The sequence below is a fragment of the Acinetobacter sp. ANC 4648 genome, from assembly GCF_002135345.1.
Lineage (GTDB): Bacteria > Pseudomonadota > Gammaproteobacteria > Pseudomonadales > Moraxellaceae > Acinetobacter.
Genome location: NZ_NEGI01000002.1, coordinates 350,005 through 375,679, shown reverse-complemented (window position 1 = coordinate 375,679; position 25,675 = coordinate 350,005). Strand labels below are relative to the sequence as shown.

Below are 25,675 nucleotides of genomic sequence, written 5' to 3'. Positions count from 1 at the left end.
TTTTTAGATTTAAAGCAGAGATTATACGTTAAAAAAATCAGTGGGACATTTGATAATGTCAGCTTGTTTAAAATTATCTCGCTAAGATGCAATTTTCAGAAATTATTGCGATATAAAATTTTAAAAATTATCTAAAGAAAAAGGTACTGGAAATCACTAAGGGAAGGGGGTAGGATTTCAATAATGATTATGCTCTACTTTTTAATGGTATTACAAAAACTTAAAACGAGTCAAAAGCTCAATCACCATAGCACTGTCGATCATTAATACAGTTAAAATTAAAAATAACAGCATTATGAGATAAACCTCTTTTTATAGTTTTTTAGCAATATTAGGATGGTTAGATTGTATTTTGATGGTTTTAAAGTGTTATGTAGGGGATAAATATTACTTCTACAACTCGGTGGGAAGTTAATTTTTGACTGAAATATTATTGAATTAATTGTATTTTTTATATCTAAGAAATACGCTATATTTTGTGTGTTGATCCCATTAAAAATAAATAGTACTTGTGAAAAATTATTCGAATACTTTTAGACGTTGAATGATGTCGCTGTAATAGGTTTGTGTCGTGCTATAGCTAGTATGTAAAGACTCGATCGTGGCTTTAGTATTGTTTATATTGTCAGTATTATATTTGATATTATTTTTAAGTTGCGTAGGAACCGCACTTCCTTTTCGGAAATACTCCATTTCTTGGCGTTTAAAATTGATTCGATCTGCTTGTAGTTGCTTGAGTTGATCTTGTTGCAGCGCAATTTGTTTTTTGATACTCCCGAATTGTTCATTACGTTTACTTTCAGCAACTTTAATATTGCCGTAAGCTCTTTTTAATTTAGCATCTTGTTCTTTTTGACGAGCGGCGGAGGCTCGAGAGCTAGACTGTTTGACATCTTGTTCGGCACTATAGGCATGATTACGTTGAATCACCTGCATATTCGACCCTAGAACTTCATAACCGTTTCGAATATGTGCTGGCGTAACAGAAGTGCTGATATTGGCTACCCCATTTTTGTCATAGTAACGATACCATTTTTTTTGTACTGCCTCTGCAGCAAAAGCTGAGCTGGTCAGTGTGTATCCAGTAATTATTAAGAATGAATAAATAAAATATTTTGACGAGGACGCATTTTTTTGACTGAACATTGTTCCTCCAAATACTTTTAAGTGTATTTTACCTAATAATGAAGACATATTAAGGATTTAAATTAGAGTATGAAATATAAAAATGGGAAAATAAAGCGTCAATTATCAAAAAAATTGGTTTTTTAAAGTGCAAATGTAAAAAAACGAGCGGCTAACAATAAATGTTCATTGATAAACTTGGTGAATATATGTTAAAAAATGCAGATTAATTGTAAAAAATAAATGAGTTCAGCTCTATCAAATCCAAATTAAGGGGACGGGTCATTAAATGGACAATAAATTTCAAAATCTAAAAGTCATGGTAATTGATGATTCAAAAACGATTCGTCGTACAGCTGAAACTTTATTACAGCGTGAAGGCTGCGATGTAGTGACTGCTGTTGATGGTTTTGAGGCATTGTCTAAAATCGCAGAAGCGAATCCGGATATTGTTTTTGTCGATATTATGATGCCACGTCTGGATGGTTATCAAACCTGCGCTTTGATTAAAAATTCACAAAATTATCAAAATACACCTGTCATTATGTTGTCAAGTAAAGACGGTTTATTTGATCAAGCAAAAGGAAGAGTGGTTGGGTCAGATGAATATTTGACAAAACCTTTTAGTAAGGACGAGTTATTAAATGCAATTCGTAACCATGTTGGTGTTTAAAACGAATTGATTGGGGAAAAAAATGGCACGTATTCTAATTGTTGATGACTCACCAACAGAGATGTTTAGATTTAAAGAAATTTTAAATAAACATGGCTTTGAGGTTTTGGAAGCAACTAATGGCGCAGATGGGGTGACTTTGGCACAAGCTGAATTACCTGATTTGGTATTAATGGATGTAGTAATGCCTGGTGTGAATGGTTTTCAGGCAACACGTCAAATTGCGCGGGGTGCAGAAACAAAACACATTCCTATCGTAATTGTGAGTACGAAAGACCAAGATACAGATAGAGTTTGGGGAAAAAGACAAGGGGCGAGTGATTATTTAACTAAGCCTATTGATGAGAATCAACTAATTAGTGTGATTAAACAATATCTCAGTGTGGGATAACCTATGGCAGCGAATGGATTTATCGAATTACTTCGTTTATCAAAACGTGGCAATAAAAACTACAGCGATGATGAAAGTGAAGTAAACCGATGGTCAGGCATTGCATTCGAAATGATGGGGCAATATTTTATTGCTCCATTAGGTGAAGTTTCCGAAGTCATCTATCCTCCTAAATATACTTCTGTTCCTAATGTACAGGATTGGGTATGGGGATTAGCGAATATTCGGGGAAGACTTTTATCTGTTTCCGATTTAGCGTGTTTTATTTCAGGACAAAGAAGTCAATTTTTACCTACTCAAAAAGTCTTATGTATTAGCCATAATGATCAGTACGTTGGTTTGATTGTAGATCAGGTGTTGGGGATTCAACATTTTAATAAAAAAAGTTTTTTTTCAGAAAATCAAAATTTAGATGAAAAACTTAATCGTTATTGCCAAGGATATTTTCATCAGCACAACCATGCTTGGAATGTATTCTTGTTTAGTCGTTTATTAAATGATCCTAAGTATCTGAATGCATCAGAAAAATTTATAAACTAGCTTTGACGCTGAACTTGAAGTTAAGCGTCCCGGGGAGAAGCTGAATGGGCTTTAAACTTAAAAAGAAAAATACAGGTGATGCTACTCAAAAAAGTAGTCCAGTTGTTATAGCAAAAATAAAATCACGTATTGATCAATTTTCTAAATTGTTCGGTGATAGCGATAAAGCAAAACCATTTATTTTAATGGCTTTTATTAGTTTGATTTTCGCAGTCTATATTTTATTGTACCTGTTCTATAGCGTTCCTCGGAATAACGACTTAACTCGAAGTTTAGGTGAGTTACGTTTATTGTCACAAACGATGTCACGCCAAGCAACTGAGGTGACATCTTCAGTATCGGGCAGTGGTGCAATTCAAGCCTTAAAAAAATCACAGCAAGAGTTTGACGATAATCTTAAAGTTGTGAAAGCTACGCATGCAAATGATAAGAATTTGCAACAAATTGACTCAATTTGGTCTAAAGTTTCTGATGATATTACAACAGTAACGTCGCAAGAAAAGGTCATTAATAACTTGTATGAAACTAACCTTGCTATTAGTGATGCAATTCCAGGTATGCAGGCAGAATATAACTTAATGGTTGACCAAATGGCACGTGAGAATATGCCAAGTAGTCAGGTAGTTATTGCTAAAAACCAAGTATTTATTGCGGAACGTATTTTACGTTCGATTGGTGCGGTATTGGGTGGTTCAGCAGATTCACAAGCCTCTGCAGATGACTTTAATGCAGATACTGAAACGTTCGGTGCGTATTTAAATGCGCAGTTAAATGGTAATGCCGAGCTGGGTGTAACACGTATTGATCAACCTGCATTACGTGAATCATTAGAAAGTATTAAAGATGATTACGATAAAATTTTAAAAACTGCGGCAAGTACATTATCAAATAACTCAAAACAAATTGTTGAAGTACGTCAAGCATCAGCAGATATTTTCTCGCAGTCTGATAAACTTTTAACTGCTCTAAATCAACTGAAAACCAATGTGGGATCACAAGCGATATTACCTGCATTATTATTGATTTTTGCATTGGGTGTTTTCTTCTTTAGTGCGTTTAAACTACTAATGTTCCGTAGTTTATCGGATAAAGTCCGTGTAACACGTTTACAAGATGAATATGACCGTAATCAGAATGCAATCTTACGTCTACTGGATGAAATTGCAGACTTAGCCGATGGTGATTTACGGTCATATGCAACAGTATCTGAGGATTTTACTGGAGCAATTGCCGACTCGATTAACTTCGCAATTGACCAGTTACGTGACCTAGTTTCACGAATTCATGAAACTTCGCAAGAAGTTGCACGTTATACGCAAGATACGCAGAATATTACCAACCAGTTAGCAGAAGCTTCTGAGCATCAGGCGCAAGAAATTGCAGGTGCTTCAACAGCGATTAATGAAATTGCGCAGTCGATTGATCATGTATCCGCTAATGCATCTGAATCAGCTGAAGTAGCACAACGTTCGGTAAAAATTGCATCTAATGGTGCAGATGTTGTAAATCGTTCAATTGATGGTATGGACACGATTCGTGAACAGATCCAAGAAACATCGAAACGTATTAAGCGTTTGGGTGAATCTTCTCAAGAAATTGGAAACATTGTATCGCTGATTAACGACATTGCCGATCAAACCAATATTTTGGCATTAAATGCAGCAATTCAGGCCTCTATGGCAGGTGAAGCGGGTCGTGGTTTCGCAGTAGTAGCGGATGAGGTTCAACGTCTTGCAGAGCGTTCAGCATCAGCAACAAAACAGATTGAAACATTGGTTAAAACCATTCAAACGGATACCAATGAAGCCGTAATTTCGATGGAGCAAACGACATCTGAGGTTGTACGTGGTGCGAACTTAGCTAAAGATGCGGGTGTTGCTTTGGATGAAATTCAGTCAGTATCGGGTAATTTGGCAAAATTGATTGCCAGTATTTCGGATTCTGCAAAACTGCAGTCTGCATCAGCTGGTCATATTGCGAGTACGATGAACGTTGTACAAGAAATTACTTCGCAAACCACCACAGCAACATTTGATACAGCACGCTCAGTTTCTGAATTGGCCAATATGGCAGAATCTTTACGTCAATCAGTAACAGACTTTAAGCTCCCAGAATAATTAGATTCATCATCTTATGGGGTATGCAATATCCACGGTCATGTGGGTATTGCAAACAATAGGACATTTATTGCTTAAGTTAAAATGCTTAAGATAAAAGATGTTAGTAGGTTCTAGTTTCCATAAAAGGAAGCTAAACATAGAAGCCTGAGCTATGAAAGAAATATTAAAACACTTAGTTGAATCGACAGTCTTACCAGAAGATAGCTATCTTGAGCAAGATGCTGAAATTTTAGAAATTTTCATAGAAGAACTTGAAGAGATTTTTGAAAGTTTACAACCGTTGTTAAGTCAGTGGATACAAGATCCGACTCAAGATGAAGTTTTGCTTAATATCCGCCGCCACTATCATACCTTAAAAGGTTCGGGGCGTATGGTTGGGGCAAAAAGTTCTGGCGAATTGGCTTGGACTGTAGAAGAGGCGCTAAATCGAGTTATTGCCAAGAATTTAGTCATTTCTGCGACATTACAGAATTATGTAAATTTGGTTTTTAATACCTATAAATATAAATTATATAATGATTTTAATAATAATCAGGCCCATCACATTGATTTAAGACCTTTGGTGCTGTTGGGGCAGCAGATTCAAAAAAATCTCAGTATTGAACCAGCTTTAGAAGAGTTGTTAGTTTTATCTACGACCTTGAATACTGACAATGTTATCACTGGTTTGGAAATTGTAGATAGTTACTCTGAATCTGCTGTAGTCGCACCAGCAATAACAATGGAAACGGCTGATTCTATTCATGCGGAGTATATTGCTGCTGATAATGCACCGCTTACTCAACCTCAAGGAGAATATCCCAGTCAAAGATCAGATGAAGGAGATCAATTTCTTACAGAAACTTTGGCAATTTTTGTTGAAGAATCTGAAGAGCATTTGGCAACGATAGAGGCATTCTTACAATTAGAACATCATAATCCAGAACAATATAATCGGTTAATTCGAGCTTTACATACATTGCGTGGCAGCTCTTCGATGGCACAGGTCGATGATGTCTTTGAAGTGAGTGGTAAAGTTGAGCAGTTATTTAAAGTTTTAGTACAAGAAGATACTGAATCAAGTACCAATGAAAATGCGTTACTCACGCATTATGCCGAATTCGTACGTGATTATTTACATATTTTGAAGCATGATGGTGCTAGCGATATAAAATTACAGGAAATTTATCAAGTATTTAATCGTGCTTGGGATCGTTATGATTTCCAAATTGAGCAATTACATGATCAAGCCGGTGCACATGATTTAGTTTCTCAACTGGTCAGTTTGAATATTGATTATCTATTAGATGCTGAATTTGAATTTGATAAACGTGCCAAAGTTGAGTATCCACATTATTTTGAACAATTAATTGAGCAAACAACACAGTTAATCCAACATACCGAAAATCGTGCATCACAAGGTATTCATGAGTTCAGTGTTGAGTTAAAAGCCTGCTACGTATCTGTTTTAGGTACTCCTACATTATTAAATACAGATTATGTGTTTGAATTATTCTCTAAAGTTCATCAAGAGTTTATCCATTTATTTGATACTTTGGCCTCGGGACAACGGGTCAGTCTAAATGAAGCTTCAAAACAGGCTTTAGATGAAATAAACGCTTATTTACAACAAGATATTGATGTAATTGAGCCAGATGATACATCTGCACAAGTTGAACAGATTTATGTTGCTGAAACTGTATTTGTTACAAATCCAGCATTTGATTTGAGTTTAATTGCGTCACAAATTTTAGCAGATAAAAAACAATTTGATTCAGCTGAAAGTCATCGTGATTTTGATCTTGAAGTTCTGGATATTTTTATTGAAGAAGCAGATGAGTTGCTCATCAATATTGATCATGATTTAAATACATGGTCAAAAAATCTATCAGATACAACAGCATTAAAGAATTTGATGCGCCATTTACACACCCTAAAAGGTGGTGCAAATATGGTGCAAGCTGAATATATTGGTTGGATTGCGCATGAATTAGAAACGATTTATGAGCGCATAATCAAAAAGCAAATGCAAGCGACTCCTGAATTAGTTCAAGTTATACGGATTATTCAAGATAATATTGCAGACCGGTTACAGATTATTCATGAGCAACATGTTGATTATCCTGCTCAAAATGTATTGTCCATTTTACGTAATTTAGGCAAGCATCGTGATGAGACCACGACGACTGTTGAAGCTTATACTACAACGGCGACGACTGAAAATAATGACCTTAATCTTGTTGATGACTCGATCGATGAGACAGTCCATTCCAAGGCTGAGTTTGCTCTGGAAGATACGGTACAGGAGCATTCGAATGTTCAAGGTGAACCTGATCAGGCTGAGCTGATTGCAAGAGAAACATTCTTTGAAGAAGCTGAAGAATTGCTGGATGATTCAAAACATATTTTAAGTTTATGGTTTGATCAACGTAACAATCGTAGTTTATTGCTTCAATTACAGCGTATTGCCCACAGTATCAAGGGTGGCGCAAAAATGGTGCGTTTAGAGCAAGTTGCAGAAATTGCTTATGAACTTGAAAATGCATTTGAACAATTTGCAGTACATAATTTTAGTTCCAATGTATACGATTCGCTCTTGGAAATGGCCTTTAATTGGCTAAAAGATGCCATCAAAGAGCAGAATTATCAACATTATGACAAATTAAAAAGTAATTTAGCCAATATTACTTATGTTGATGTCGCTGTTCAGTTACCAAATAAACTTACCCGTACCGATTTACTGTCAGACTTCAAACCGACTGATTTTGTGATGGGGGATGGAGTTGAGCCACCTTCGATGTTTGGTGAGTGGGGACAATCGGATCATGCTGACCAAAATGATGAGATGATTCGTATTTCGGCAGATTTGATTGAAAAAATGATTGATTTGTCTGGTGAAAATGCGATTAACCGCTCGCGTATTGAGATGGATTTGGGACAGCTAGGCCATACCTTAGGTGATATGGAGTTGGCAATTAAGCGTCTAGTCGACCAGTTGCGTCGAATGGAAGGCGAATTAGAATCGCAAATTATTGCCAAACATGGTGACCTCAATTCTCGCTATACCGATTTTGACCCTTTGGAAATGGATCAATATTCATCATTGAATCAATTGTCTAAATCGCTTGCGGAGTCAGCTTCTGATTTAATTGACTTTAAAACGACGTTGTCTGAAAAAATTCGTGATACTGAAGGTTTGTTATTACAACAGTCACGTATTCAAGCTGAAATTCAAGAAAGTTTGATGCGGACACGTTTGGTTCCATTCTCGCGATTGTTACCACGTTTACAACGATTGGTTCGCCAAACCGCAACAACCTTGAATAAACCAACCGAATTATTGGTTAATAATACGGAAGGTGAACTAGATCGTACGATTCTAGAAAAGCTGATTTCACCATTAGAGCACATGCTCCGAAATGCCATTGACCATGGTATTGAAGATGAGTCAGAGCGTCAGCATAGTCAAAAACCGAAAACAGGCCGTATTGATCTCAATATTAGCCGTCAAGGTACAGACGTGATTGTGACCTTTACCGATGATGGTAAAGGAATTGATGCTCAGAAAATTAAAGCCAAAGCACTTGAACAAGGGTTGATTAGTACAGAACAAGAGCTGACTTCTGACGAAATTTTACAGCTAATTTTCCATCCTGGTTTTAGTACGGCACAACAAGTGACTCAGATTTCAGGTCGTGGTGTCGGGCTAGATGTAGTGCAAAGTGAAATTAAATTACTTGGTGGCCAAGTTACAGTTCATTCGGAGCTGGGTAAGGGGTCAACCTTTACCATACAAGTTCCAACTACAGTGTCTGTTAGTGATGCATTGATGGTGAAAATTGGTGATCAACAGTTTGCTGTACCATTGTCACAAATTGATCGAATTGTACGAATTTCACCAACGGCGTTGGATGAGTACTTTGCGAGTAAAGCAGAATTCTTTGATATCGATAATCAGTCTTATAAATTGCGCTATCTTGCTGAATTTGTTGCACATCAATCAGTTCCTCGCTTACATGGTATAGCACACTCATTACCTGTATTGTTAATTAAAGGTAGTATGGGGCAGACCATAGCGATATTAGTTGATCAGTTGATTGGTTCACGTTCGCAAATTGTAGTTAAACCGATTGGTCAGCAATTCTCTCATATTGGTGTAATCACTGGGGCAACAATTCTCGGTGATGGTCATGTTTGTTTGATTCTAGATGGTCAAAATATTGCACGACAAACTCAAGCGAATCATCGTGTGAAAGATGATGGTGAACATCGTGAAAATCAACGTCATCGTGATCAACGTCGCTTAGTGATGATTGTGGATGACTCGGTTACAGTACGTAAGGTAACGACTCGCTTACTTGAACGTAATGGTTATGATGTGATCACAGCTAAAGATGGGGTTGATGCAATTGAGCAGCTCGAAAATGTCAAGCCAGATTTAATGTTACTTGATATTGAAATGCCACGAATGGATGGTTTTGAAGTGACTAATTTGGTACGTCACCATGAAGTGCATCGTGAATTACCAATTATTATGATTACATCGCGTACAGGTGAAAAGCATCGCGAACGTGCATTTAGCCTTGGTGTAACGAACTATATGGGTAAGCCATTCCAAGAGTCTGAATTATTGGAAAGTATTGAAGCATTACTGGAAACAAGGTAGAGAACAGTTATGACTCAACAAAAGATGAGTAATGCGCTTGATCGTGTGAATACGCAAGAATTACAGCATTTAATTACCGTTTCGACGGGTTTTATCGATGCTTATATTATTGCTTGCTCTGGAAAAGAACCAATGTTATTACCTCAAAACGTTGTGTTGTCTGCATTGGATAGCCCAACTCAAGTCAATACCATAGATTGGCATGAGTATAGCTTGCCGGTATTTAGAGTGAGCGATGCTGATCGGGCTTTAGGTGTTGCACTGGTTATTGAGGGTGATGAAAAAGAACAGCGATTTGCATTGATGTGCAATGAAATGCCTGAATCTATTCGCTTACGTATTTCTGAAGTAGTTGATGATGAACGTGAGGCTTTAGATCCGACGATCATGCAATATGTTCGAATTGGTGACGCGCTTTATCATGTGCCAGATTTATCACAAATTCAGATCAGTGTTGGTTTAAGTGCATAAATCTGATATAAAAAAGGACGTTTAAAACGTCCTTTTTTATTGAGTATTTAATCACTATTCACTGAGAAGTTGTTCTAAAATTTGTTCGTAAATTTCTGCTAATGGATCTAATTCAGCAATATTTACATGTTCATTAATTTGATGGATAGTTGCATTGAGTACTCCTAACTCTAGAACTTGTGCTCCAGTGGGTGCGATAAAACGACCATCTGATGTACCACCACTGGTGGAGAGTTGGGTTTCAGTACCAGTCACATTTTTAATGGCCTGTTTGGCTGCATTTACCAACTCACCTACAGGAGTGAGGAAGGGTAAGCCAGAAAGAGTCCACTCAATCTCATGTTCAACCTGATGACGAGCTAAAATCTCCAGCACGCGCGCTTTTAATTGATCCGCAGTCAATTCAGTTGAATATCGGAAATTGAATGTTACGGTCATTGTACCTGGTACAACATTGGTTGCCCCAGTGCCTGCTTGAATATTCGAGACTTGAAAAGTAGTCGCTGGAAAATATTCATTGCCATGATCCCAAACTGTATCACAGAGTTCTGCTAAGGCTTTAGATGCGGTATGAATTGGGTTAATCGCAAGATGTGGATAGGCAACATGACCTTGTTTCCCTTTTACTGTTAAAACAGCATTAAGTGAACCACGACGGCCATTTTTAATAATATCTCCCAAGGTGTTAGTACTTGATGGTTCTCCAACTAAACACCACGTCATTTTTTCATTGCGCGCTTCAAGTGTTTCAATGACTTTGACCGTGCCATTAATTGATGGGCCTTCTTCGTCAGAGGTAATTAAAAATGCAATTGAACCTTTATGGTTTGGATGTTTTTTGACAAAGCGTTCAGACGCCACCACCATTGCAGCAAGCGCAGTTTTCATATCTGCACTACCGCGACCATAAAGTTTACCCTCACGAATTTCGGGTAAAAAAGGATCGGATGACCACGCATCTAAATGCCCAGTCGGGACAACATCGGTATGACCTGCGAAGCAGAATACTGGTGACTCAGTACCACGTCTTGCCCATAAATTATCAACATCTTCAAAACGCATATTTTCAATATTAAAACCTACTGCTGCTAAACGATCAGCCATAATGGTTTGGCAAGTATGATCGATTGGTGTCACAGAGGGTTGGCGCAGCAGTTGTAAGCTAAGTTCTAACGTTTCCGAGTGATTCATGTACAAACATCGATTGATCAAATTGTTCAATATAATAGTTCAAGATATAACTGAAACAAAATCTAAATCTGGGTTTTATGAGTTAGATAATAAAAAGCCTTATCAAATGATAAGGCTCTAAGGGACTTACTTGAAGATTTACAACTTATTTTCAACTTTTTCAGCAGAATTAGTAACAGCATGCCCTGCTTTTGAAACGTCTTTGCCGACGCCTTTAAATGTATTACAACCAGTTAAAACAAATGTCATAATTAAACAAGTCGCTAGAATTTTTTTCATCATCATCTCCATTAGAATTATTCTGACGTTTAATTAGATTAGTGGCTAAATTGGAACATGAATATTATAGTTTGAGTAGTTTACGGTGAATAATTGTTCTATTTTTGCGAATTAACTACATTTTTTAAACAGATAAGTAGCTGATCGGAGGTTGACGGTACATATAATGTAGTCGTGTTTTTGCTTGGAAATATAAGCCGTTAGTCCACCAGCGTGCAGGAGATGAGCTTTCGATTACATGAGGACAAATCCACTCTTGGCGTTGTAAGCAATAGAATTCAGCTTGTATCTGATGTCCCCAGGTTCCAAGACGTCTAGAATTATTCATCCAGTCGGGTTGAATTTTCGGAGTGAGATCTGGATGCCTAGGTAAATAAAGTTGCCCTTTTAAAATAGTGAAACGCTGTTCTATGCGATGCTCTAGTGCGGATTCAAATTGAAATTGCTGATGACTAAAATGGTGTAATTTACGAGATAAAGTGTCACTACGATTTAAGCCATACCAATGTTTTAAGCTCAAGTCAGCTTCCGCAAGATAGAATTTGAGTGCCACCTCCCAATGCTCAATTTTTTGGCTTTGCTTATTAAATAATAAAAAATCTAGCTCACCTAACGTATTTTTCCCAGCAATGATTTGAATACTGTGTCCTAACAAGCGATAGTGATGATATTTTTCATCACATAGCCAAAACCAAATTAAATGTTCAAAACGTAAACCAAGGCGGGTGCTTTTTAAACGAGCCAAAAAGTCAAGTAACACCTGTGGGTTTTGATCTAGTTCAAGCAGCCTAGTTTGATAATGACCAAATTGATCTTGCCAGAAATGGTCTGGATGCAGTTGAAAATCATATTTGAGATCCAGCTCATTTGGTATTGATCGAATAATATTAGGGCTGGCGATCGCAAAAGCCAGCTGTCTGACAATTGGATGTTGATACGCAAACCATGGTTCGAAATAAGGCGGCATAGTAATGAGCTCAAGTATAAATCAACAGCAATGAAATACAATTTTGCGGAAAGATCATGACTGAAAAACATATATACTAACCGAATTCATCTGATTGAGTTGCTGTATGAAAATAATGTTTTGGCGTAGCCTAGTGATCCTTTTCATCATTCTGGGTTTTATTGGTGCGTTATTGCCAGGTATGCCGACCACAGTATTTTTGATTTTGGCGGCTTGGGCTGCATCAAAAGGTTGGCCTGAAATGGATGCTTGGCTTATGCAGCATCCTAAATATGGGGCAACATTGCGTGCATGGCGAGAAAATGGCACTGTGCCTAGAAAAGCCAAGTGGATTGCTAGTTTTATGATGTTAATCAGTGGCATTATTATGTTATTCACCAATGCACCGTTGTGGGTTAAGATTTTTACAGATGTGACGATGTTGAGTGTTGCAATTTGGCTCTGGTTACGGCCCGAACCACAATTCATGCCAACTAAAGATGACTTTAATATTTAAATCATAAAGAGAGGCCTTTTTGTATTGAATCGTTCGGGTGAACATTATTGTTATTCGTGTTAAAAATTACTTTGATTGAAATTAAAGAAATTTTTTAATCTTTTTTGGTAAAAAGGGCAGTGCTAAATAATAAAATACGAATAAGATGCGGTTCACTAATATTGTATAGAATAAAAAATAGGATAAGGCATGCTAGTCAATGTGATTTTTAACGTGCGTTAAATGCGTAGCATAGTTTATGGTCACATGTAGATAAGTAAAACTTACTTGAAACTGAATTCTAGCCTATGTTTTATAGTTTGGTATTTTAAGCGATAAGTTTAACTATGCTAACAATAAATAGGCAGCTCAGTGTTGTCTCTATATATAGATCATCCTAGATATAAAGCAGCACATGCATATATACGCTATATTTTTATGAGTAAGAATAAATATCGATTGGTTGGTGACACAGGCTTAAGTCTATTTATCGTGATATCAGCAGGCTTAATTTAGACCAAAGTACAAAATTCAGCATAACTGTTGCAGCTTTTCTTGATTTAAGTATCTTCGAGGATATTGCACTAAAGAAAAAAACAGCTTAAATAGATAAATAATAAACAAAAAACATGGTTTTTAATCGAAATGATCTATTTTTTAATCACTCGAACTCAAAAAGTAGGATTCATTATGAAAAGCGTTTGACAGCCTGTGAAGTTTCTCTATAATGCACCACACAAACGATAAATTCGTAAGGGCGCTTAGCTCAGTTGGTAGAGCGTCTGCCTTACAAGCAGAATGTCGGCGGTTCGATCCCGTCAGCGCCCACCAAGTCTTTACGTTAGGAATTTAGTGCAGCGGTAGTTCAGTTGGTTAGAATATCGGCCTGTCACGCCGAGGGTCGCGGGTTCGAGTCCCGTCCGCTGCGCCACTTAATTCTTAATTCGTTTGTGCCACAATAGCAACATTGTGAAAATGCAGCGGTAGTTCAGTTGGTTAGAATATCGGCCTGTCACGCCGAGGGTCGCGGGTTCGAGTCCCGTCCGCTGCGCCATTTTCCAAGAATGCTTTTGAGGGCGCTTAGCTCAGTTGGTAGAGCGTCTGCCTTACAAGCAGAATGTCGGCGGTTCGATCCCGTCAGCGCCCACCATAGTTTGTTTGAACTTTTTTGTAGCAATACAAAAGCCGTAACGCAGCGGTAGTTCAGTTGGTTAGAATATCGGCCTGTCACGCCGAGGGTCGCGGGTTCGAGTCCCGTCCGCTGCGCCATTTATCTTAATACCTGAAATTAAGATTTTGGAAGAAGCATAGATAACGTATTTCGTTTTTTTTGCATAAGAAAATTCAATAGAATTTTTTTGCTCAGGGCGCTTAGCTCAGTTGGTAGAGCGTCTGCCTTACAAGCAGAATGTCGGCGGTTCGATCCCGTCAGCGCCCACCATAGTTTGTTTGAACTTTTTTGTAGAAATACAAAAGCCGTAACGCAGCGGTAGTTCAGTTGGTTAGAATATCGGCCTGTCACGCCGAGGGTCGCGGGTTCGAGTCCCGTCCGCTGCGCCATTTCTCTGGATATTTAGTCTTGAGAATAATGTTAAGAAAGCAATTTTCTGACATTAAAAATCTCTGTTTCGAGAGTTGAGTTTAAAATATATTTTTATACTCAAACAAGGCCATGCTTTGTTATTCCTCGCTCAGGGCGCTTAGCTCAGTTGGTAGAGCGTCTGCCTTACAAGCAGAATGTCGGCGGTTCGATCCCGTCAGCGCCCACCATATTTTCTTCTCAATATTCCATTTCTATTATTTTCGTATACTATACGGTTATAACAATTTTCATTATATTGAATTTCATGAGAAATCCATATCAACGCAAGGCTGCGTCGAATATTCAAAAAAGTACCAGCTCTGCAAAAGATCAATATATCCAGTTTATTCAAACTATTGTTTCTCAAACAAAACTTTATGTGCTTTATGATGAAGGCTGGGCTTTGTGTTCTACACCATCGGGCCAGCAAACTTTAGCTGTTTGGCAAACTAAAGGGCTTGCACAATTATTGATTAAAGATCATTGGGAGCATTATCAGGTTCAAGATGTTGGATTGGCGTCTTTCATTGAAGAAATGCTGCCGTATATTCGTCAACGTCAGACACATTTGTCCATTAATTTAACACCTGAAGGACAAAATGTTTTGGTTTCAGGTGAAAAATTTATTTTAGATTTAAAAACTTATTTGTATCAACTGTATTTGACTGAACCCGCTTTATTTGAAAATAATCGATTGCCTTTACCAAGAAAGATTCGTCTGAATAATAAATAGTCGAATTAATATTCTCTCAGGACTGCACCACTAATATAGGCGAAGTATTCTCGTAACCATGCGTTATAGCGTGTGGCCAATGGCGTTGGGGCATTGATGGTAATAAAGTTTTGATATCCTTGTTTTTTAGCAATAGCAGCAGCTCTGAGGGTGTGAAAATCACTGGTTACAATCGCAATCGATGCGTTTTTATTGATTTGATGCTGTGCTAAGATTTGGGCACTATTTTCAAGGTTGAGTGCTGTACTGGTGCTTTGATCTTCTTTGAGAATACGTGTCGTCGAGATGTGATAATTTTCAACTAAGTATCGTGACATAATCTCTGCTTCAGTTTTTGTTTCAGCATAATCTAAGCCACCACTGACCACGATAATTGCCTGTGGATGTTGTAAGGCAATCTGTGCTGCTGAATCTAAACGAGCAGCTAAGGTAGGAGAGGCTTTACCTTGTATAATGCCGCTACCTAAGACAATAATGACGTCTATTTTTGAATTTGGATTAATTGACTGGTTGTACTGGGTCAAATAAATAAAAAATCCAGCTAAACTCAATACCCATGCCATAAATAGGATCCAGCCTATTTTCCATATTTTTTTGAGTTTTTGATGTTGAGTAATAAAGTCAGTTATCTTTTTATAGAACACAGCATAAATTAGAAAAAATAAGCCAATCGTGAGTGGTAGTAGAGTGCCTAAATGAATTTTCTTTTGTAAGGTGAGTAATAAGCCATCTAGGAACAGTATTAATCCAAAAATAAAGAGGATGGCTCTAAGAAGCGAATGTTTAGTCATTGGTTTTCTAGGTTGATTCATTTTCCTTATCATAATCGAGTTAGCTATAAATAACCGCTTAGTAAATAAAAAACCGAGCAGGAGTGCTCGGTTTTTTATTTTTATTGATGATTATTTAAGTTAATACACATCTCGGCGATAACGTCCGCTTTGGCGTAATTCGTCGACTTTTTCTTCACCTAGAATTTCAATCAGTGCAAGTTCAACATCTGTTGCCATGCCCTGAATACTACCGCAAACATAAATCACAGCATCTTGTTCAATCCATGTTTTAAGTTCATCAGCATGTAGACGTAACTGATGATGAACATAAATTTTCTCAGCTTGATCACGTGAGAAGGCTAAATCTAAACGTTTAATCATGGCTGTATTTTGCCAAGCTTGGATGACATTTTTATAGAAGTAGTCATGGGCTTGTTGACGTTCACCAAAAATGAGCCAGTTGTCTGTGTAATCTAAACGTGTACGTGCATGTAGTAGGCTCATTAGGCCTGCAATTCCAGTACCATTACCAATGCAAATGATCGGACGATTATCTGCAATCAGATGGAATGATGGATTGGTACGAATACGTAATGAAACTGTGTCGAGTAATTGAAGATGTTGAGTTAACCAGCCAGAACCTAGACCTAATTCACCCTGTGCATTGCTGCTTTGGCGTACAACTAAACGTAATATTTGCTGTGTTGGAATACTGGCAATCGAGTATTCACGAGAAGCCAGAACAGGGAGTTGCTCAAGTAAATAATCCATATTCGCAAACGGCTCGACCTCAATCGTTAAATCACGATTCCACAATGCCTGTTGGATTGTTTGTTGTAATGAATCGACTAAGGTGTTTGCCTGAATTTGGTGTTGGGTTAAAAAAGCTTGAATTCGTTCAGGACTATTTCCGGGTTGAATTTCAGCAATGTCACCCGCCTGCCAACTGACTTCATGCTTGGCTTGTAATTCAATATTAAATGCAGGAGCGCCTAAACTGTTTGGATTCAGCAGTTCTCGGTTGAGTAATTGCCACTGATCAAAGGTCTTTTCAATCGACATTGCTTGTAATTCGAGTTTGGTTGCTTTTGCTAAAGCCTGATTCCATTGTTGAATATCAGCATTATTACCGTTATCTACCTCAATGGTGGAAAAGAAGGCATGTGCGCCATTTTGGCTTAACCAATCCGCAATGCGATGACCAAAACTACAATAGCTTTCTGGATATTCACGCGAACCAAGTGCTAAAACTGCAAAATTTAAATGTGATAAATCAAGTTGGCTTTTCAGTATTTTTTTATCAAAGCTTGATGCCAAATCTGGGGCTTCACCAGTACCATAAGTACTTGCGATAAAAAGAACTTGTTTGGCTTGTATTAAATCTTCAGCGCTCAAGAGTTGAATCGCTTTGACGGTTACAGGCTGATGTGCTTCTTGCAAGCGAGTTGCTGTTCGCCAAGCGAGTTGCTCAGCAACGCCTGTTTGAGAGGCATAAACAATGAGCCAAGGTGTTGCATTGGGATCCACTTGTAAATTGAATGAGGTATGGCGTGCAGCTAAAGTCAGTTTTTTTTGTTTACGACGTTTTAAATAGAGCATCCAGCCAGTTATAAAGAATAATGGCATCACTAGCGCAGCGAGCATGACTAAAAACTGAAATATAGGACCAAAGAAACTACCACGATGCACAGGAAGCATGCTGCTCATGATTTTTTCATTCAGCTTTTTATCTTCGTATAATTCTAATTTTTCAATTTTTGAGGTTTGATAGTTATAGGTGGCTTTATTTCTCGCACGTTCATGTTGTGGAATGACATCGACAAAAGAGACATCCATTTTCCCATCTGGTTTTTTCGGAATAGAGAGGGTGAGGGAAGAGTAGTCGCGTCCAACTTGCGTATTAAAACCCATCCAAGTTTGAGTTAAGGCCAGATTGATTTGCTCAGGTTTTAAACCCTGTTTCGAATTTTCATCTTTCGATTCGTGATTAGGTTTGGCACCGTTAATACTTTGTTTAGATTGATTTTCTTTTCCAACTCGTGGCTTTGCTTGCATTTCAGGTTGAGGTGGTTCTACTCCCATAACTTTAAACATGCCATTGCGCCACCAATCATATGACCAATATAGGCCTGTACATGCCAATAATAGGTAGAAAATAATGACCCAAGTACCTACAACGGCATGTAAGTCCCATAAAAAATTACGGCCTTTTAATTTGGGCTTAATGACAAACCATTGCTTAAAAGAATGTTTTTTTGGCCAACGTAAATATAAACCACTCAATACAAAGAAAATAAGGATTAATGTGCATGCTCCCGTAATTTGCGCTCCAACTTCACCTACGGTTAAATTACGGTGTAGTTGTTGAACAAATTGAAAAAATGCCTTGCCTTTAACTTCAGGTAAAATTTCAGCAGTATAAGGATTTAGCATCATGCTATAACCTTTACGCGAACCTTCTTTGACGATATTTATACTGGCAGGTTCTTCTGGGGCTTTAGCAACGGTAATGCTATTAATCTTCATTTTTGGTTGAGTAATTTGGAAATGTTGATAAATTTCAGCAGGACTGAGTTGAGGCTTATTTTCAACTTTTACCGTATAGCTTGCAGGATTTATCCATTTTTGGATGGGTTGTTCATAAGAATAAATTGCACCCGTAACTCCCATGATGGAGAGAATGAGTCCTGCTGTTATCCCTAAAAACCAATGTATTTGGAAAAATATTTTCTTTAGCATGGGCGTGAGTGAGTGTTAAAATTTTTAGATGGGCGAAATTATAACTGAATACTGAGTAGATAAAATGGATTTTGTAGATAATTCTTATTCTTATTCTTATTCTTATTCTTATTCTTATTCTTATTCTTATTCTTGTTCTTATTCTTATTCTTATTTTTATTTTGGGTGTAAAAAAACCTCCAATTTTGGAGGTTTTTATTTAACTATTTAAATTATACGGTTTTTGCTTCGCCTACACTTTCTTTTAAATGTTTACGTAAAGTTTCAAACGAAAAATTTTTGCTGTTCATGCGTTTTGGCAGAATGTAAGCACCTTGTTGACCTTTTACTTTAAAGTTGACTAGTAAAAAATCAGGGGTGTCATACCATTCGTAGATATCCTTCCAACCGACGACCATTGTACCTTGCTGCATGCCCATTTGCTGGAGCATAGAAATACCATGTGGTTGTATGCCTAAACGAATCCCTTTGATTTCTTGCACAGGGACTTCATTCATTTTGCGTTTTACATACCATTCGATACCAAACTTACGTACGAGAAAATAAATGAGTACAGAGGCTAAGGCAACCCAAAAAATAACGGTTGAATAGTTCTTAATAAAGATCAGACCTAATAGCGAAATCGCAACAATCACGCCCATAATCGCCCAAGCTTTGGTGCCAATTTTATAATTACTACGTGAAAGCACCAGTTGTGCATTACGTTGTTCGGCTTCTGTCACTTCATACGGAACAGGTTGTAAGGTATAAGCGTAAATATTCTTGGCAGTCATAGTGTCAGTAGTAAGTGAAATGTAGAACTCAGCAGAGTTTAGCATTAAATCTGTTCTATCAGTGAGTATATTGTACCAATTTACAGTGTGAATATTATAGCGATGCTAATTCTGTAGATTGGTTGTCTCGGTCATGACTTAAACTTTGTTTTAATGTGCTGAATTGTTTCAAAATACTAAACATAAGTGATAGTTGTTGCAGAACAATCAGTGATTTAGCTGAATCTTGATCCGATTGATTTAAACGGACTCGGATAGTTTGCAACATATTGTGTACGGTGAGATCAGGCATCTCATCTCTTAATAAAGCACCTTGAATATCATCGGTGGCTTGATCGAGTAGGGCCAAAACCTCCTGATCATGAATTTGTTCACGATGTGCACCTAAAGCGGCAATATAACTGAGGAAGGTATGATTTAAACATAAAAACTCAAATGCTAGGCTTTTTTGAGTCGGATCGAAATCTGGTTCGGTGGCTAAAGTTGAAATGAGTGAAGCGACATCGGCATCCGTATTGTGGGCTGCTCGACGGACTATACGATAATTTAAACTATGGTTACGACCATAATGATATTGGGTCACAATCTCTGCTAAATATTTACATTGTGCTTCTAATGAGCGTTGAATAGTGCGGGGTAACCGTCTAAATTTCCAGTCTGGAAAGATAAAACTCACCCCAAACCACGCCAGTGCACAGCCAATAATCGTATCCATCATGCGTGGTAGGGCTGCTTCAAAACCGAGACCACCTAAGTTAAAGTTAATTAAAGCCATGATGGTGATAAATGCAGTTGCTTGGGCATATTGCTTACTTCTCAATTCAAAGAAGAGCACAGCACTGATGACCAACATGACCAATTGGCCTTCTATTGACGGTATAAAATACAGAATGGCATAACCTAAAATAATACCACCCAAAGTCCCGACAATACGTAAACGAAGGCGACGTTTGGTGGCGTTAAAATTGGGTTGGCTAACAAATAATGCAGTTAATAGCACCCAATAACCATATTCAATATTGGTAATTTGGACAAAGATATAACCAATAAATAAGACGATTGATACGCGAATAGCGTGTCTAAATAGTACTGATTCTGGGGTTAGATTCTGCTTAATGCGTGCCACAATATCATCCCAACCCTTTAAGTCATCATCTTTAAGTTGATTTTCAATATGTTTGGCTTTATCTCGGTTGATATTGCGTAGGGTTTCAACATTACGCAATTGTGCGTCAATTGATTTTAAATTTTGATATAAAGAGAATAGGGCATTGACCCAAACTTGGTCATAACTGGAATCATCTCGCAGTTTTTCTAATGATTTTCTTAAATTACTAAAGGCATATTCAAAACGACTATTATGTTGATATGTCGTGCGATGTAGAATACTTTCACCTAAATCCTTACATGCTTTACCTTGTAACGTTAAAATGCGCTGAAAGCGAAATAGAATGTCACTATGCTCGTACATTTTGGCCAGTTTTTGATAGTCAATATGTGCTGAATCGGCACGCTCGTGAATATCTTGTGCGACAAAATAATATTGTAAGCTACGACGAGTATCACTTTGTCCACGGTCACCTTTTAAGCGCGTGAGCAAGGCTGTGCGCATTTCATTAAAAAGGCCGACTAATTTTGCATTTTCCATCGATAAGCTAATCATACTTTGCTGATAGCTAGATGCGGTCATATCGACATCAAATAAATTTGATTTGGAAAATAGGAAATCTCCCAATGCTGAATAACATTGCGAGAGTTTATCTTGTACTTGTCGAACAGGGAAAAGTAAAAAACTAATGGTCGAAATCAGTCCGTACCAAATTGCACCAGTGACCAATAATACGGGTTGAGCATACCAGTGTTCAAATAGATGTACACCCAGCATAGAATATACAGAAATCACTAAGCAACCATAAGAAATGGTGGCATAGCGCCTGCCTAAAGAGCCCAATAAGATCAAGCCAATACATGACAGGATTAAACCAATCGCAAATAAGACCGGATAAGGAAACAGGAGCTGAACTGAAGCTGCGGTTATAAAAAATCCAATATAAGTATAAATCAGATTCATGATCCGTACCGAAAAACGATCATCAATATCACTTAAACCTGCAGCAACCACACCTAATGTTAAAGGAATAGTCATGAGCTGATGTCCTAAAAAATAAGGAACAAAAGCTGTGCCTGAAAATGCAATAATCATGCGCAGGTTATACATAAATGTCGTGTTATAGGTTGTTTTACGAAGTCGAATCAGCCAAGCGTTCAAGGGTGAATCCTTATCAACTGGTGGGATGGAAAATATCAAATGTTAATGTGAAATTTCACCTTTAGATTACACAAATAATACTATGGAGCATGTAAACTTGTCTGTACTCGTTATGATTTAAATTAAAGACTATGTCAGAAAAAAGAGTAGAGCAGCAATATTCTACGGGTTGGATCATGTTATTGGCGCTATTCACGTCACTTGGGCCGCTGTCTATTGATATGTATTTACCTGCTTTACCACAAATGGCACAGGACTTTGGGGTTAGTACCCCGATGGTGGCCAATACTCTGCCAGCGTATTTTCTTGGCTTAGCCGTTGGGCAATTAATTTATGGACCAATTAGCGATCGGATTGGCCGGAAAAAACCGTTATATTTTGGGATGGCTTTATTTGCCATCGCTAGTTTATTGTGTTTATTCGCGACTGATGTTTGGTCATTAATCGCAGCGCGTATTTTACAAGCCTTGGGTGGTTGTGTCGGTGTGGTGATTGCTCGAGCTGCAATACGTGATTGTTTAGATATGCATAGTTCGGCACAAGCCTTTGCCAGTATGATGATCGTCATGGGGATTGCGCCAATTTTAGCACCGACGATCGGTGCTTGGATTCTTATCTTTTTTGATTGGCAGGCTGTCTTTATTGCACTTTTTATTGTGGGTTTGATTTGTCTATTCTGTGTTCATTTTTTCTTTCAAGAGACCTTGGTTTCGGAAAAACGATTGAAACTCACGTTTTATCAGGTCTTTATTTTATATTCTGCAATTTTAAAAGATAAAAGTTTTAGACTACCCATGATGGCAGGTTGTTTTACGGGTGCAGCCTTGTTCTGTTATATCAGTTCGGCATCTGCCGTTTTGATGGAGCAATATCATTTAAGTCAGCAACAATTTGCTTATGCTTTTGGTTTTAATGCCTCAGGTATCATTGTTTTATCTGCGATGAATAAACGTCTAGCGCATAAATTAACAGTAATTCAACGCTTGAAAATTGGGGGAATGATTCAAGTTTCTGGAGCGCTGATTATTGTGTTTGCGGGCTTATTAAATGATGCACCGTTATTTATACTGATGTGTGGTCTATTCTGCACCGTATCTGGAATTGGTTTCACTGGTCCCAATGCAATGGCCCTTGCTATGTCACAACAGGGCGCTCGTGCAGGAACAGCGAGTGCATTAATGGGTAGTGGGCAATTTGCCTGTGGTTTGTTGGGTGGGGTTGTACTGAATGTTCTGGTGTGGAGTTCACTATTAAATATGGGGATATTAATGCTGATGTTTACCAGTATTGGTTTTATAGTCATACTCAAATTAGGACAGCAACTACAACAGCCTAAAAATGCTTAATAACTTTAATTATTCGTAATTCTGATATTGGCATTGAAAAGAGATACTAATATGTGTCTCTTTTTTTTTAATCGGTTTTGTTATTTTCTAAAAAATGTAAATTTTGAAATGTACTAGCCATTGTGTTCCGTTTTTTTTTGCTCAAGGTAGGTGGGCGTTAAAATATTCTTATTTCATACGAGGACGTTAGATTTTCAAAAAACATATGAATTATATGCTGATGAATAAACACCCAGTCCGATGATGTTTTTCTATTTTATTTTATAAGAATTTAAATTTAAACGATTTTTATATTTTTGACACCCTATACAATAGTCGTATACCTCATGAAAGGTATTAGGTTAAATATAATTAAAATCAATGGTATATAACTTTTAATTTTGTATGGAGTCTGATTAATGTACATGTGTTTTCTTCGCTAATTTCAATCCATAAGAGATATTGTTAAATTGCTATAAAATGATGAACGATTACTGAGTTGCATTGTTTAGCCTATATACAATAGTCGTATATCTAGTAGCCAAGATGAAAATTAGATATTGCTCAAATCAAGGCTATATATAGCTTTAAGAAAAGTTAATCTAAAAATATGATTGATTGTTGGAAGGAAAACGGTAAAACTGATTTTAATAAAGTTGAGAAATTGTTAAATTACAAATGCGTATTTATACACATTATGTTACTTATTGGTTTTAGAGCTTTTAATTTAGTATCGATTTAAAAAGTAAAAAGGTTGGGTTTTGTAGCGTAGCAAAACGATTGGTAAAACAAAGTGATTGATTCTTTTAACTGGTTTCTGGGGAGAGAGTTGAGCATGAATGGATGTAATTATTATAAAATTTTGGAGTGTTAGATGAGTTTATTTCTGAGCCGTAAGTCTTTTATTCAACAAGGTCTAGCGGTCGCTGTAACTGCAATGATGATGACGTCTGCAAATGCTGCGACGGATAAAGAAGAAATTCAAAAACTTCGTGAGGAAGTCCAAGGTTTAAAATCGTTGATTCAACAACAGCAAAATGTTCAACAGAAACAACAAATATTGATTGAAGAAGTCAAGCTTCAGCCTGTACAAGTAAATGTAGCCTCTATAAAGCCATCTTTACTGTCTAAAGCAGGTGCTAGTGTTAATCTTTATGGTTTTGTCCGTGCCGATGCTGAATATCAGTTTAAAGGTGGTAATGGCATATTTAATCGTATTAATACAGTAGATAAGTTAGCGTCGAATGAAGATCGTTTTTATAGCACAGCGACGACGTCTCGTATTGGTTTAGATTTTACCGCTCCTGTAACCGATGCCAAAGTTGGCGGTAAAATCGAAATTGATTTCCGTGGTTCAGGTGATACCGTGCGTATTCGTCATGCTTATTTGAATTATAACAATTGGTTGATAGGTCAAACCACTTCTTCATTCTTGTCGACTGAAACTCAACCCGAAATGCTTGATTTTAATGCGCCTTTGGGTATTGGTACCTTCCGTACCCCAATGGTACGTTATAGCGATAAAATTAATGCAACTACGCAATATCAGGTTGGTTTAGAACAAGGCCGTGCTGACAATCGTTTTCCTGCAGCAACAGGTAAAGTTAGTCATAAATTTGCAGATGGTTCTGGCTTAATTACAGCTCGTGCTTTAATTCAAGAAGTCCGTGCGCGTGAAGGTCTAGTTATATTAGATCCTGTGACAAAAAAAGAGAGTGGATACAATTCCGCATATGATGATACTTCATTTGGTTGGGGTGTAGGTCTCGGCGCAAACTATAAACTGTCTGAACAATTGCTGTTAAATGCTGATTATTCTCATGTCAAAGGCGATGATAAGTTTCTTCTATATACAGATAGTGCTTATACAGCAAATGCTGCAAAAACAGATATTAAGCTAAATGAATTTAATGCTGTGACCGTGGGCGCAACTTATAAAATTAATCCTAAATTACGTAGTACTTTAGGCTATGGCGCAATCTTCTATGATGATGTCGCTAAAACTCAAAATGATACCTTACAACAAGGTTGGTTAAACGTAATGTATAACCCAACTAAACCAGTCACTTTGGGTGCTGAATATGTTTATGGTGAGCGTGAGCTAGGTAATGGCGATATTGGTGGTCGTGATAGCCGTTTAGGTGTAATGGCAAAATATGATTTCTAATTAAAAATTAGACAATTATTTAAAAACTGAGGCTTAGTCCTCAGTTTTTTTATGCTTTATAACGCTGAATTTACATATAAAAATATAAAAAACATATAAATAAAGAGTACTTATGTATCATTTAGTAAAAAAATGAAGATATTTTTTAGAATATCTGCATAATATCTCCTCTTTTCAGTTGTTACGTTCTTCGCTTACAGGTAGGCGACGAACAAAAATACTTTGACATACCCTAAATGGTAATGTGAGTAAAGACCGCATGAGTTAGGTGCTTATGATGAGATTCGCTTTCGTGATTAAGGCATTCTTCTGGTTAAATGATTCTTTTATCTGAGGCAGAAAAGCTTATTTAAATGTTTTTGTTTGAATGTATTTAGATGACAAATTTGCGCATTCTGCTACTCAATAAATTCATTTCAAAACTCTTTATATAAAGG

The 25,675-nt window shown here is 37.3% G+C and carries 18 protein-coding genes and 8 tRNA genes; 18 read left to right on the top strand and 8 right to left on the bottom strand.

Annotated features, from left to right (window positions below; translation table 11 throughout):
* Positions 1-519 precede the first annotated feature (519 nt).
* Positions 520-1,146, bottom strand: coding sequence for a hypothetical protein (locus B9T27_RS04860; RefSeq protein ID WP_228146142.1), 627 nt, complete (start codon positions 1,144-1,146; stop codon positions 520-522).
* Positions 1,147-1,414: 268 nt separating this feature from the next.
* Between B9T27_RS04860 and pilG the strand changes: the two genes are divergently transcribed.
* The 6 genes from pilG (at position 1,415) to B9T27_RS04830 (ending at position 9,965) form a co-directional block, all read left to right on the top strand.
* The gene (pilG, locus tag B9T27_RS04855; protein WP_086205710.1) at positions 1,415-1,798 is read left to right on the top strand and encodes a twitching motility response regulator PilG; all 384 of its coding nucleotides are present in this window, start codon (positions 1,415-1,417) and stop codon (positions 1,796-1,798) included.
* Between the two features lie 22 nt (positions 1,799-1,820).
* Complete coding sequence (locus B9T27_RS04850; protein WP_086205709.1) at positions 1,821-2,189, top strand: response regulator; 369 nt, start codon at positions 1,821-1,823, stop codon at positions 2,187-2,189.
* A gap of 3 nt (positions 2,190-2,192) precedes the next feature.
* Positions 2,193-2,729, top strand: coding sequence for a chemotaxis protein CheW (locus tag B9T27_RS04845; RefSeq protein ID WP_086205708.1), 537 nt, complete (start codon positions 2,193-2,195; stop codon positions 2,727-2,729).
* A gap of 44 nt (positions 2,730-2,773) precedes the next feature.
* Complete coding sequence (locus B9T27_RS04840; RefSeq protein WP_086205707.1) at positions 2,774-4,846, top strand: methyl-accepting chemotaxis protein; 2,073 nt, start codon at positions 2,774-2,776, stop codon at positions 4,844-4,846.
* Positions 4,847-5,000: 154 nt separating this feature from the next.
* Positions 5,001-9,494 (top strand): Hpt domain-containing protein, encoded by a 4,494-nt coding sequence (locus tag B9T27_RS04835; RefSeq protein WP_086205706.1) that lies wholly within the window; start codon positions 5,001-5,003, stop codon positions 9,492-9,494.
* A gap of 9 nt (positions 9,495-9,503) precedes the next feature.
* A complete protein-coding gene (locus B9T27_RS04830; RefSeq protein ID WP_086205705.1) occupies positions 9,504-9,965 on the top strand; it encodes a hypothetical protein in 462 nt (153 codons plus the stop codon).
* Between the two features lie 54 nt (positions 9,966-10,019).
* Here B9T27_RS04830 and dapE read toward each other — a convergent pair whose 3' ends face one another.
* The 3 genes from dapE to B9T27_RS04815 all read right to left on the bottom strand — a co-directional run bounded on the left by dapE (position 10,020) and on the right by B9T27_RS04815 (position 12,402).
* On the bottom strand, positions 10,020-11,156 hold the full coding sequence (gene dapE / locus B9T27_RS04825) for a succinyl-diaminopimelate desuccinylase (RefSeq protein WP_086205704.1): 1,137 nt from the start codon (positions 11,154-11,156) through the stop codon (positions 10,020-10,022).
* A gap of 138 nt (positions 11,157-11,294) precedes the next feature.
* Positions 11,295-11,435, bottom strand: coding sequence for an entericidin A/B family lipoprotein (locus B9T27_RS04820; protein ID WP_086205703.1), 141 nt, complete (start codon positions 11,433-11,435; stop codon positions 11,295-11,297).
* Between the two features lie 124 nt (positions 11,436-11,559).
* Positions 11,560-12,402, bottom strand: coding sequence for a DUF1853 family protein (locus tag B9T27_RS04815; RefSeq protein ID WP_086205702.1), 843 nt, complete (start codon positions 12,400-12,402; stop codon positions 11,560-11,562).
* Positions 12,403-12,508: 106 nt separating this feature from the next.
* On the opposite strand from B9T27_RS04815, the gene B9T27_RS04810 reads away from it, so the two are divergent.
* From B9T27_RS04810 to B9T27_RS04765, 10 genes are all read left to right on the top strand, one after another.
* The gene (locus tag B9T27_RS04810) at positions 12,509-12,898 is read left to right on the top strand and encodes a YbaN family protein (protein WP_086205701.1); all 390 of its coding nucleotides are present in this window, start codon (positions 12,509-12,511) and stop codon (positions 12,896-12,898) included.
* Between the two features lie 734 nt (positions 12,899-13,632).
* Positions 13,633-13,708, top strand: a tRNA-Val gene (locus B9T27_RS04805).
* A 23-nt stretch (positions 13,709-13,731) separates the two neighbouring features.
* A tRNA-Asp gene (locus tag B9T27_RS04800) sits at positions 13,732-13,808 on the top strand.
* Between the two features lie 46 nt (positions 13,809-13,854).
* Positions 13,855-13,931: transfer RNA gene (locus B9T27_RS04795), tRNA-Asp, on the top strand.
* 20 nt (positions 13,932-13,951) lie between these two features.
* A tRNA-Val gene (locus B9T27_RS04790) sits at positions 13,952-14,027 on the top strand.
* 42 nt (positions 14,028-14,069) lie between these two features.
* A tRNA-Asp gene (locus B9T27_RS04785) sits at positions 14,070-14,146 on the top strand.
* A 96-nt stretch (positions 14,147-14,242) separates the two neighbouring features.
* Positions 14,243-14,318, top strand: a tRNA-Val gene (locus tag B9T27_RS04780).
* Positions 14,319-14,360: 42 nt separating this feature from the next.
* Positions 14,361-14,437 (top strand) — tRNA-Asp (locus tag B9T27_RS04775).
* Positions 14,438-14,571: 134 nt separating this feature from the next.
* Positions 14,572-14,647: transfer RNA gene (locus B9T27_RS04770), tRNA-Val, on the top strand.
* Positions 14,648-14,724: 77 nt separating this feature from the next.
* Positions 14,725-15,192, top strand: a complete 468-nt coding sequence (locus B9T27_RS04765) for a DUF2750 domain-containing protein (RefSeq protein ID WP_086205700.1) — start codon at positions 14,725-14,727, stop codon at positions 15,190-15,192.
* A gap of 5 nt (positions 15,193-15,197) precedes the next feature.
* Here B9T27_RS04765 and B9T27_RS04760 read toward each other — a convergent pair whose 3' ends face one another.
* From B9T27_RS04760 to yccS, 4 genes are all read right to left on the bottom strand, one after another.
* Positions 15,198-15,983 (bottom strand): YdcF family protein, encoded by a 786-nt coding sequence (locus B9T27_RS04760; protein ID WP_086205952.1) that lies wholly within the window; start codon positions 15,981-15,983, stop codon positions 15,198-15,200.
* A gap of 120 nt (positions 15,984-16,103) precedes the next feature.
* Positions 16,104-18,704, bottom strand: a complete 2,601-nt coding sequence (locus tag B9T27_RS04755; RefSeq protein ID WP_086205699.1) for a PepSY domain-containing protein — start codon at positions 18,702-18,704, stop codon at positions 16,104-16,106.
* Between the two features lie 212 nt (positions 18,705-18,916).
* Entirely contained in the window at positions 18,917-19,477 is a 561-nt protein-coding gene (locus B9T27_RS04750) for a YcxB family protein (RefSeq protein WP_086205698.1), read from the bottom strand.
* Positions 19,478-19,571: 94 nt separating this feature from the next.
* Positions 19,572-21,746, bottom strand: a complete 2,175-nt coding sequence (gene yccS / locus B9T27_RS04745) for a YccS family putative transporter (protein ID WP_086205697.1) — start codon at positions 21,744-21,746, stop codon at positions 19,572-19,574.
* 131 nt (positions 21,747-21,877) lie between these two features.
* Between yccS and B9T27_RS04740 the strand changes: the two genes are divergently transcribed.
* Complete coding sequence (locus tag B9T27_RS04740) at positions 21,878-23,092, top strand: multidrug effflux MFS transporter (protein ID WP_086205696.1); 1,215 nt, start codon at positions 21,878-21,880, stop codon at positions 23,090-23,092.
* 853 nt (positions 23,093-23,945) lie between these two features.
* Positions 23,946-25,238 (top strand): DcaP family trimeric outer membrane transporter, encoded by a 1,293-nt coding sequence (locus B9T27_RS04735; RefSeq protein WP_086205695.1) that lies wholly within the window; start codon positions 23,946-23,948, stop codon positions 25,236-25,238.
* Positions 25,239-25,675: the final 437 nt, after the last annotated feature.

Excerpts from the sequence above, each read along its gene's own strand:
- B9T27_RS04860 (WP_228146142.1), bottom strand. The coding sequence starts at position 1,146 with ATGTTCAGTCAAAAAAATGCGTCCTCGTCAAAATATTTTATTTATTCA.
- pilG (WP_086205710.1), top strand. The coding sequence starts at position 1,415 with ATGGACAATAAATTTCAAAATCTAAAAGTCATGGTAATTGATGATTCA.
- B9T27_RS04850 (WP_086205709.1), top strand. The coding sequence starts at position 1,821 with ATGGCACGTATTCTAATTGTTGATGACTCACCAACAGAGATGTTTAGA.
- B9T27_RS04845 (WP_086205708.1), top strand. The coding sequence starts at position 2,193 with ATGGCAGCGAATGGATTTATCGAATTACTTCGTTTATCAAAACGTGGC.
- B9T27_RS04840 (WP_086205707.1), top strand. The coding sequence starts at position 2,774 with ATGGGCTTTAAACTTAAAAAGAAAAATACAGGTGATGCTACTCAAAAA.
- B9T27_RS04835 (WP_086205706.1), top strand. The coding sequence starts at position 5,001 with ATGAAAGAAATATTAAAACACTTAGTTGAATCGACAGTCTTACCAGAA.
- B9T27_RS04830 (WP_086205705.1), top strand. The coding sequence starts at position 9,504 with ATGACTCAACAAAAGATGAGTAATGCGCTTGATCGTGTGAATACGCAA.
- dapE (WP_086205704.1), bottom strand. The coding sequence starts at position 11,156 with ATGAATCACTCGGAAACGTTAGAACTTAGCTTACAACTGCTGCGCCAA.
- B9T27_RS04820 (WP_086205703.1), bottom strand. The coding sequence starts at position 11,435 with ATGAAAAAAATTCTAGCGACTTGTTTAATTATGACATTTGTTTTAACT.
- B9T27_RS04815 (WP_086205702.1), bottom strand. The coding sequence starts at position 12,402 with ATGCCGCCTTATTTCGAACCATGGTTTGCGTATCAACATCCAATTGTC.
- B9T27_RS04810 (WP_086205701.1), top strand. The coding sequence starts at position 12,509 with ATGAAAATAATGTTTTGGCGTAGCCTAGTGATCCTTTTCATCATTCTG.
- B9T27_RS04765 (WP_086205700.1), top strand. The coding sequence starts at position 14,725 with ATGAGAAATCCATATCAACGCAAGGCTGCGTCGAATATTCAAAAAAGT.
- B9T27_RS04760 (WP_086205952.1), bottom strand. The coding sequence starts at position 15,983 with ATGACTAAACATTCGCTTCTTAGAGCCATCCTCTTTATTTTTGGATTA.
- B9T27_RS04755 (WP_086205699.1), bottom strand. The coding sequence starts at position 18,704 with ATGCTAAAGAAAATATTTTTCCAAATACATTGGTTTTTAGGGATAACA.
- B9T27_RS04750 (WP_086205698.1), bottom strand. The coding sequence starts at position 19,477 with ATGACTGCCAAGAATATTTACGCTTATACCTTACAACCTGTTCCGTAT.
- B9T27_RS04740 (WP_086205696.1), top strand. The coding sequence starts at position 21,878 with ATGTCAGAAAAAAGAGTAGAGCAGCAATATTCTACGGGTTGGATCATG.
- B9T27_RS04735 (WP_086205695.1), top strand. The coding sequence starts at position 23,946 with ATGAGTTTATTTCTGAGCCGTAAGTCTTTTATTCAACAAGGTCTAGCG.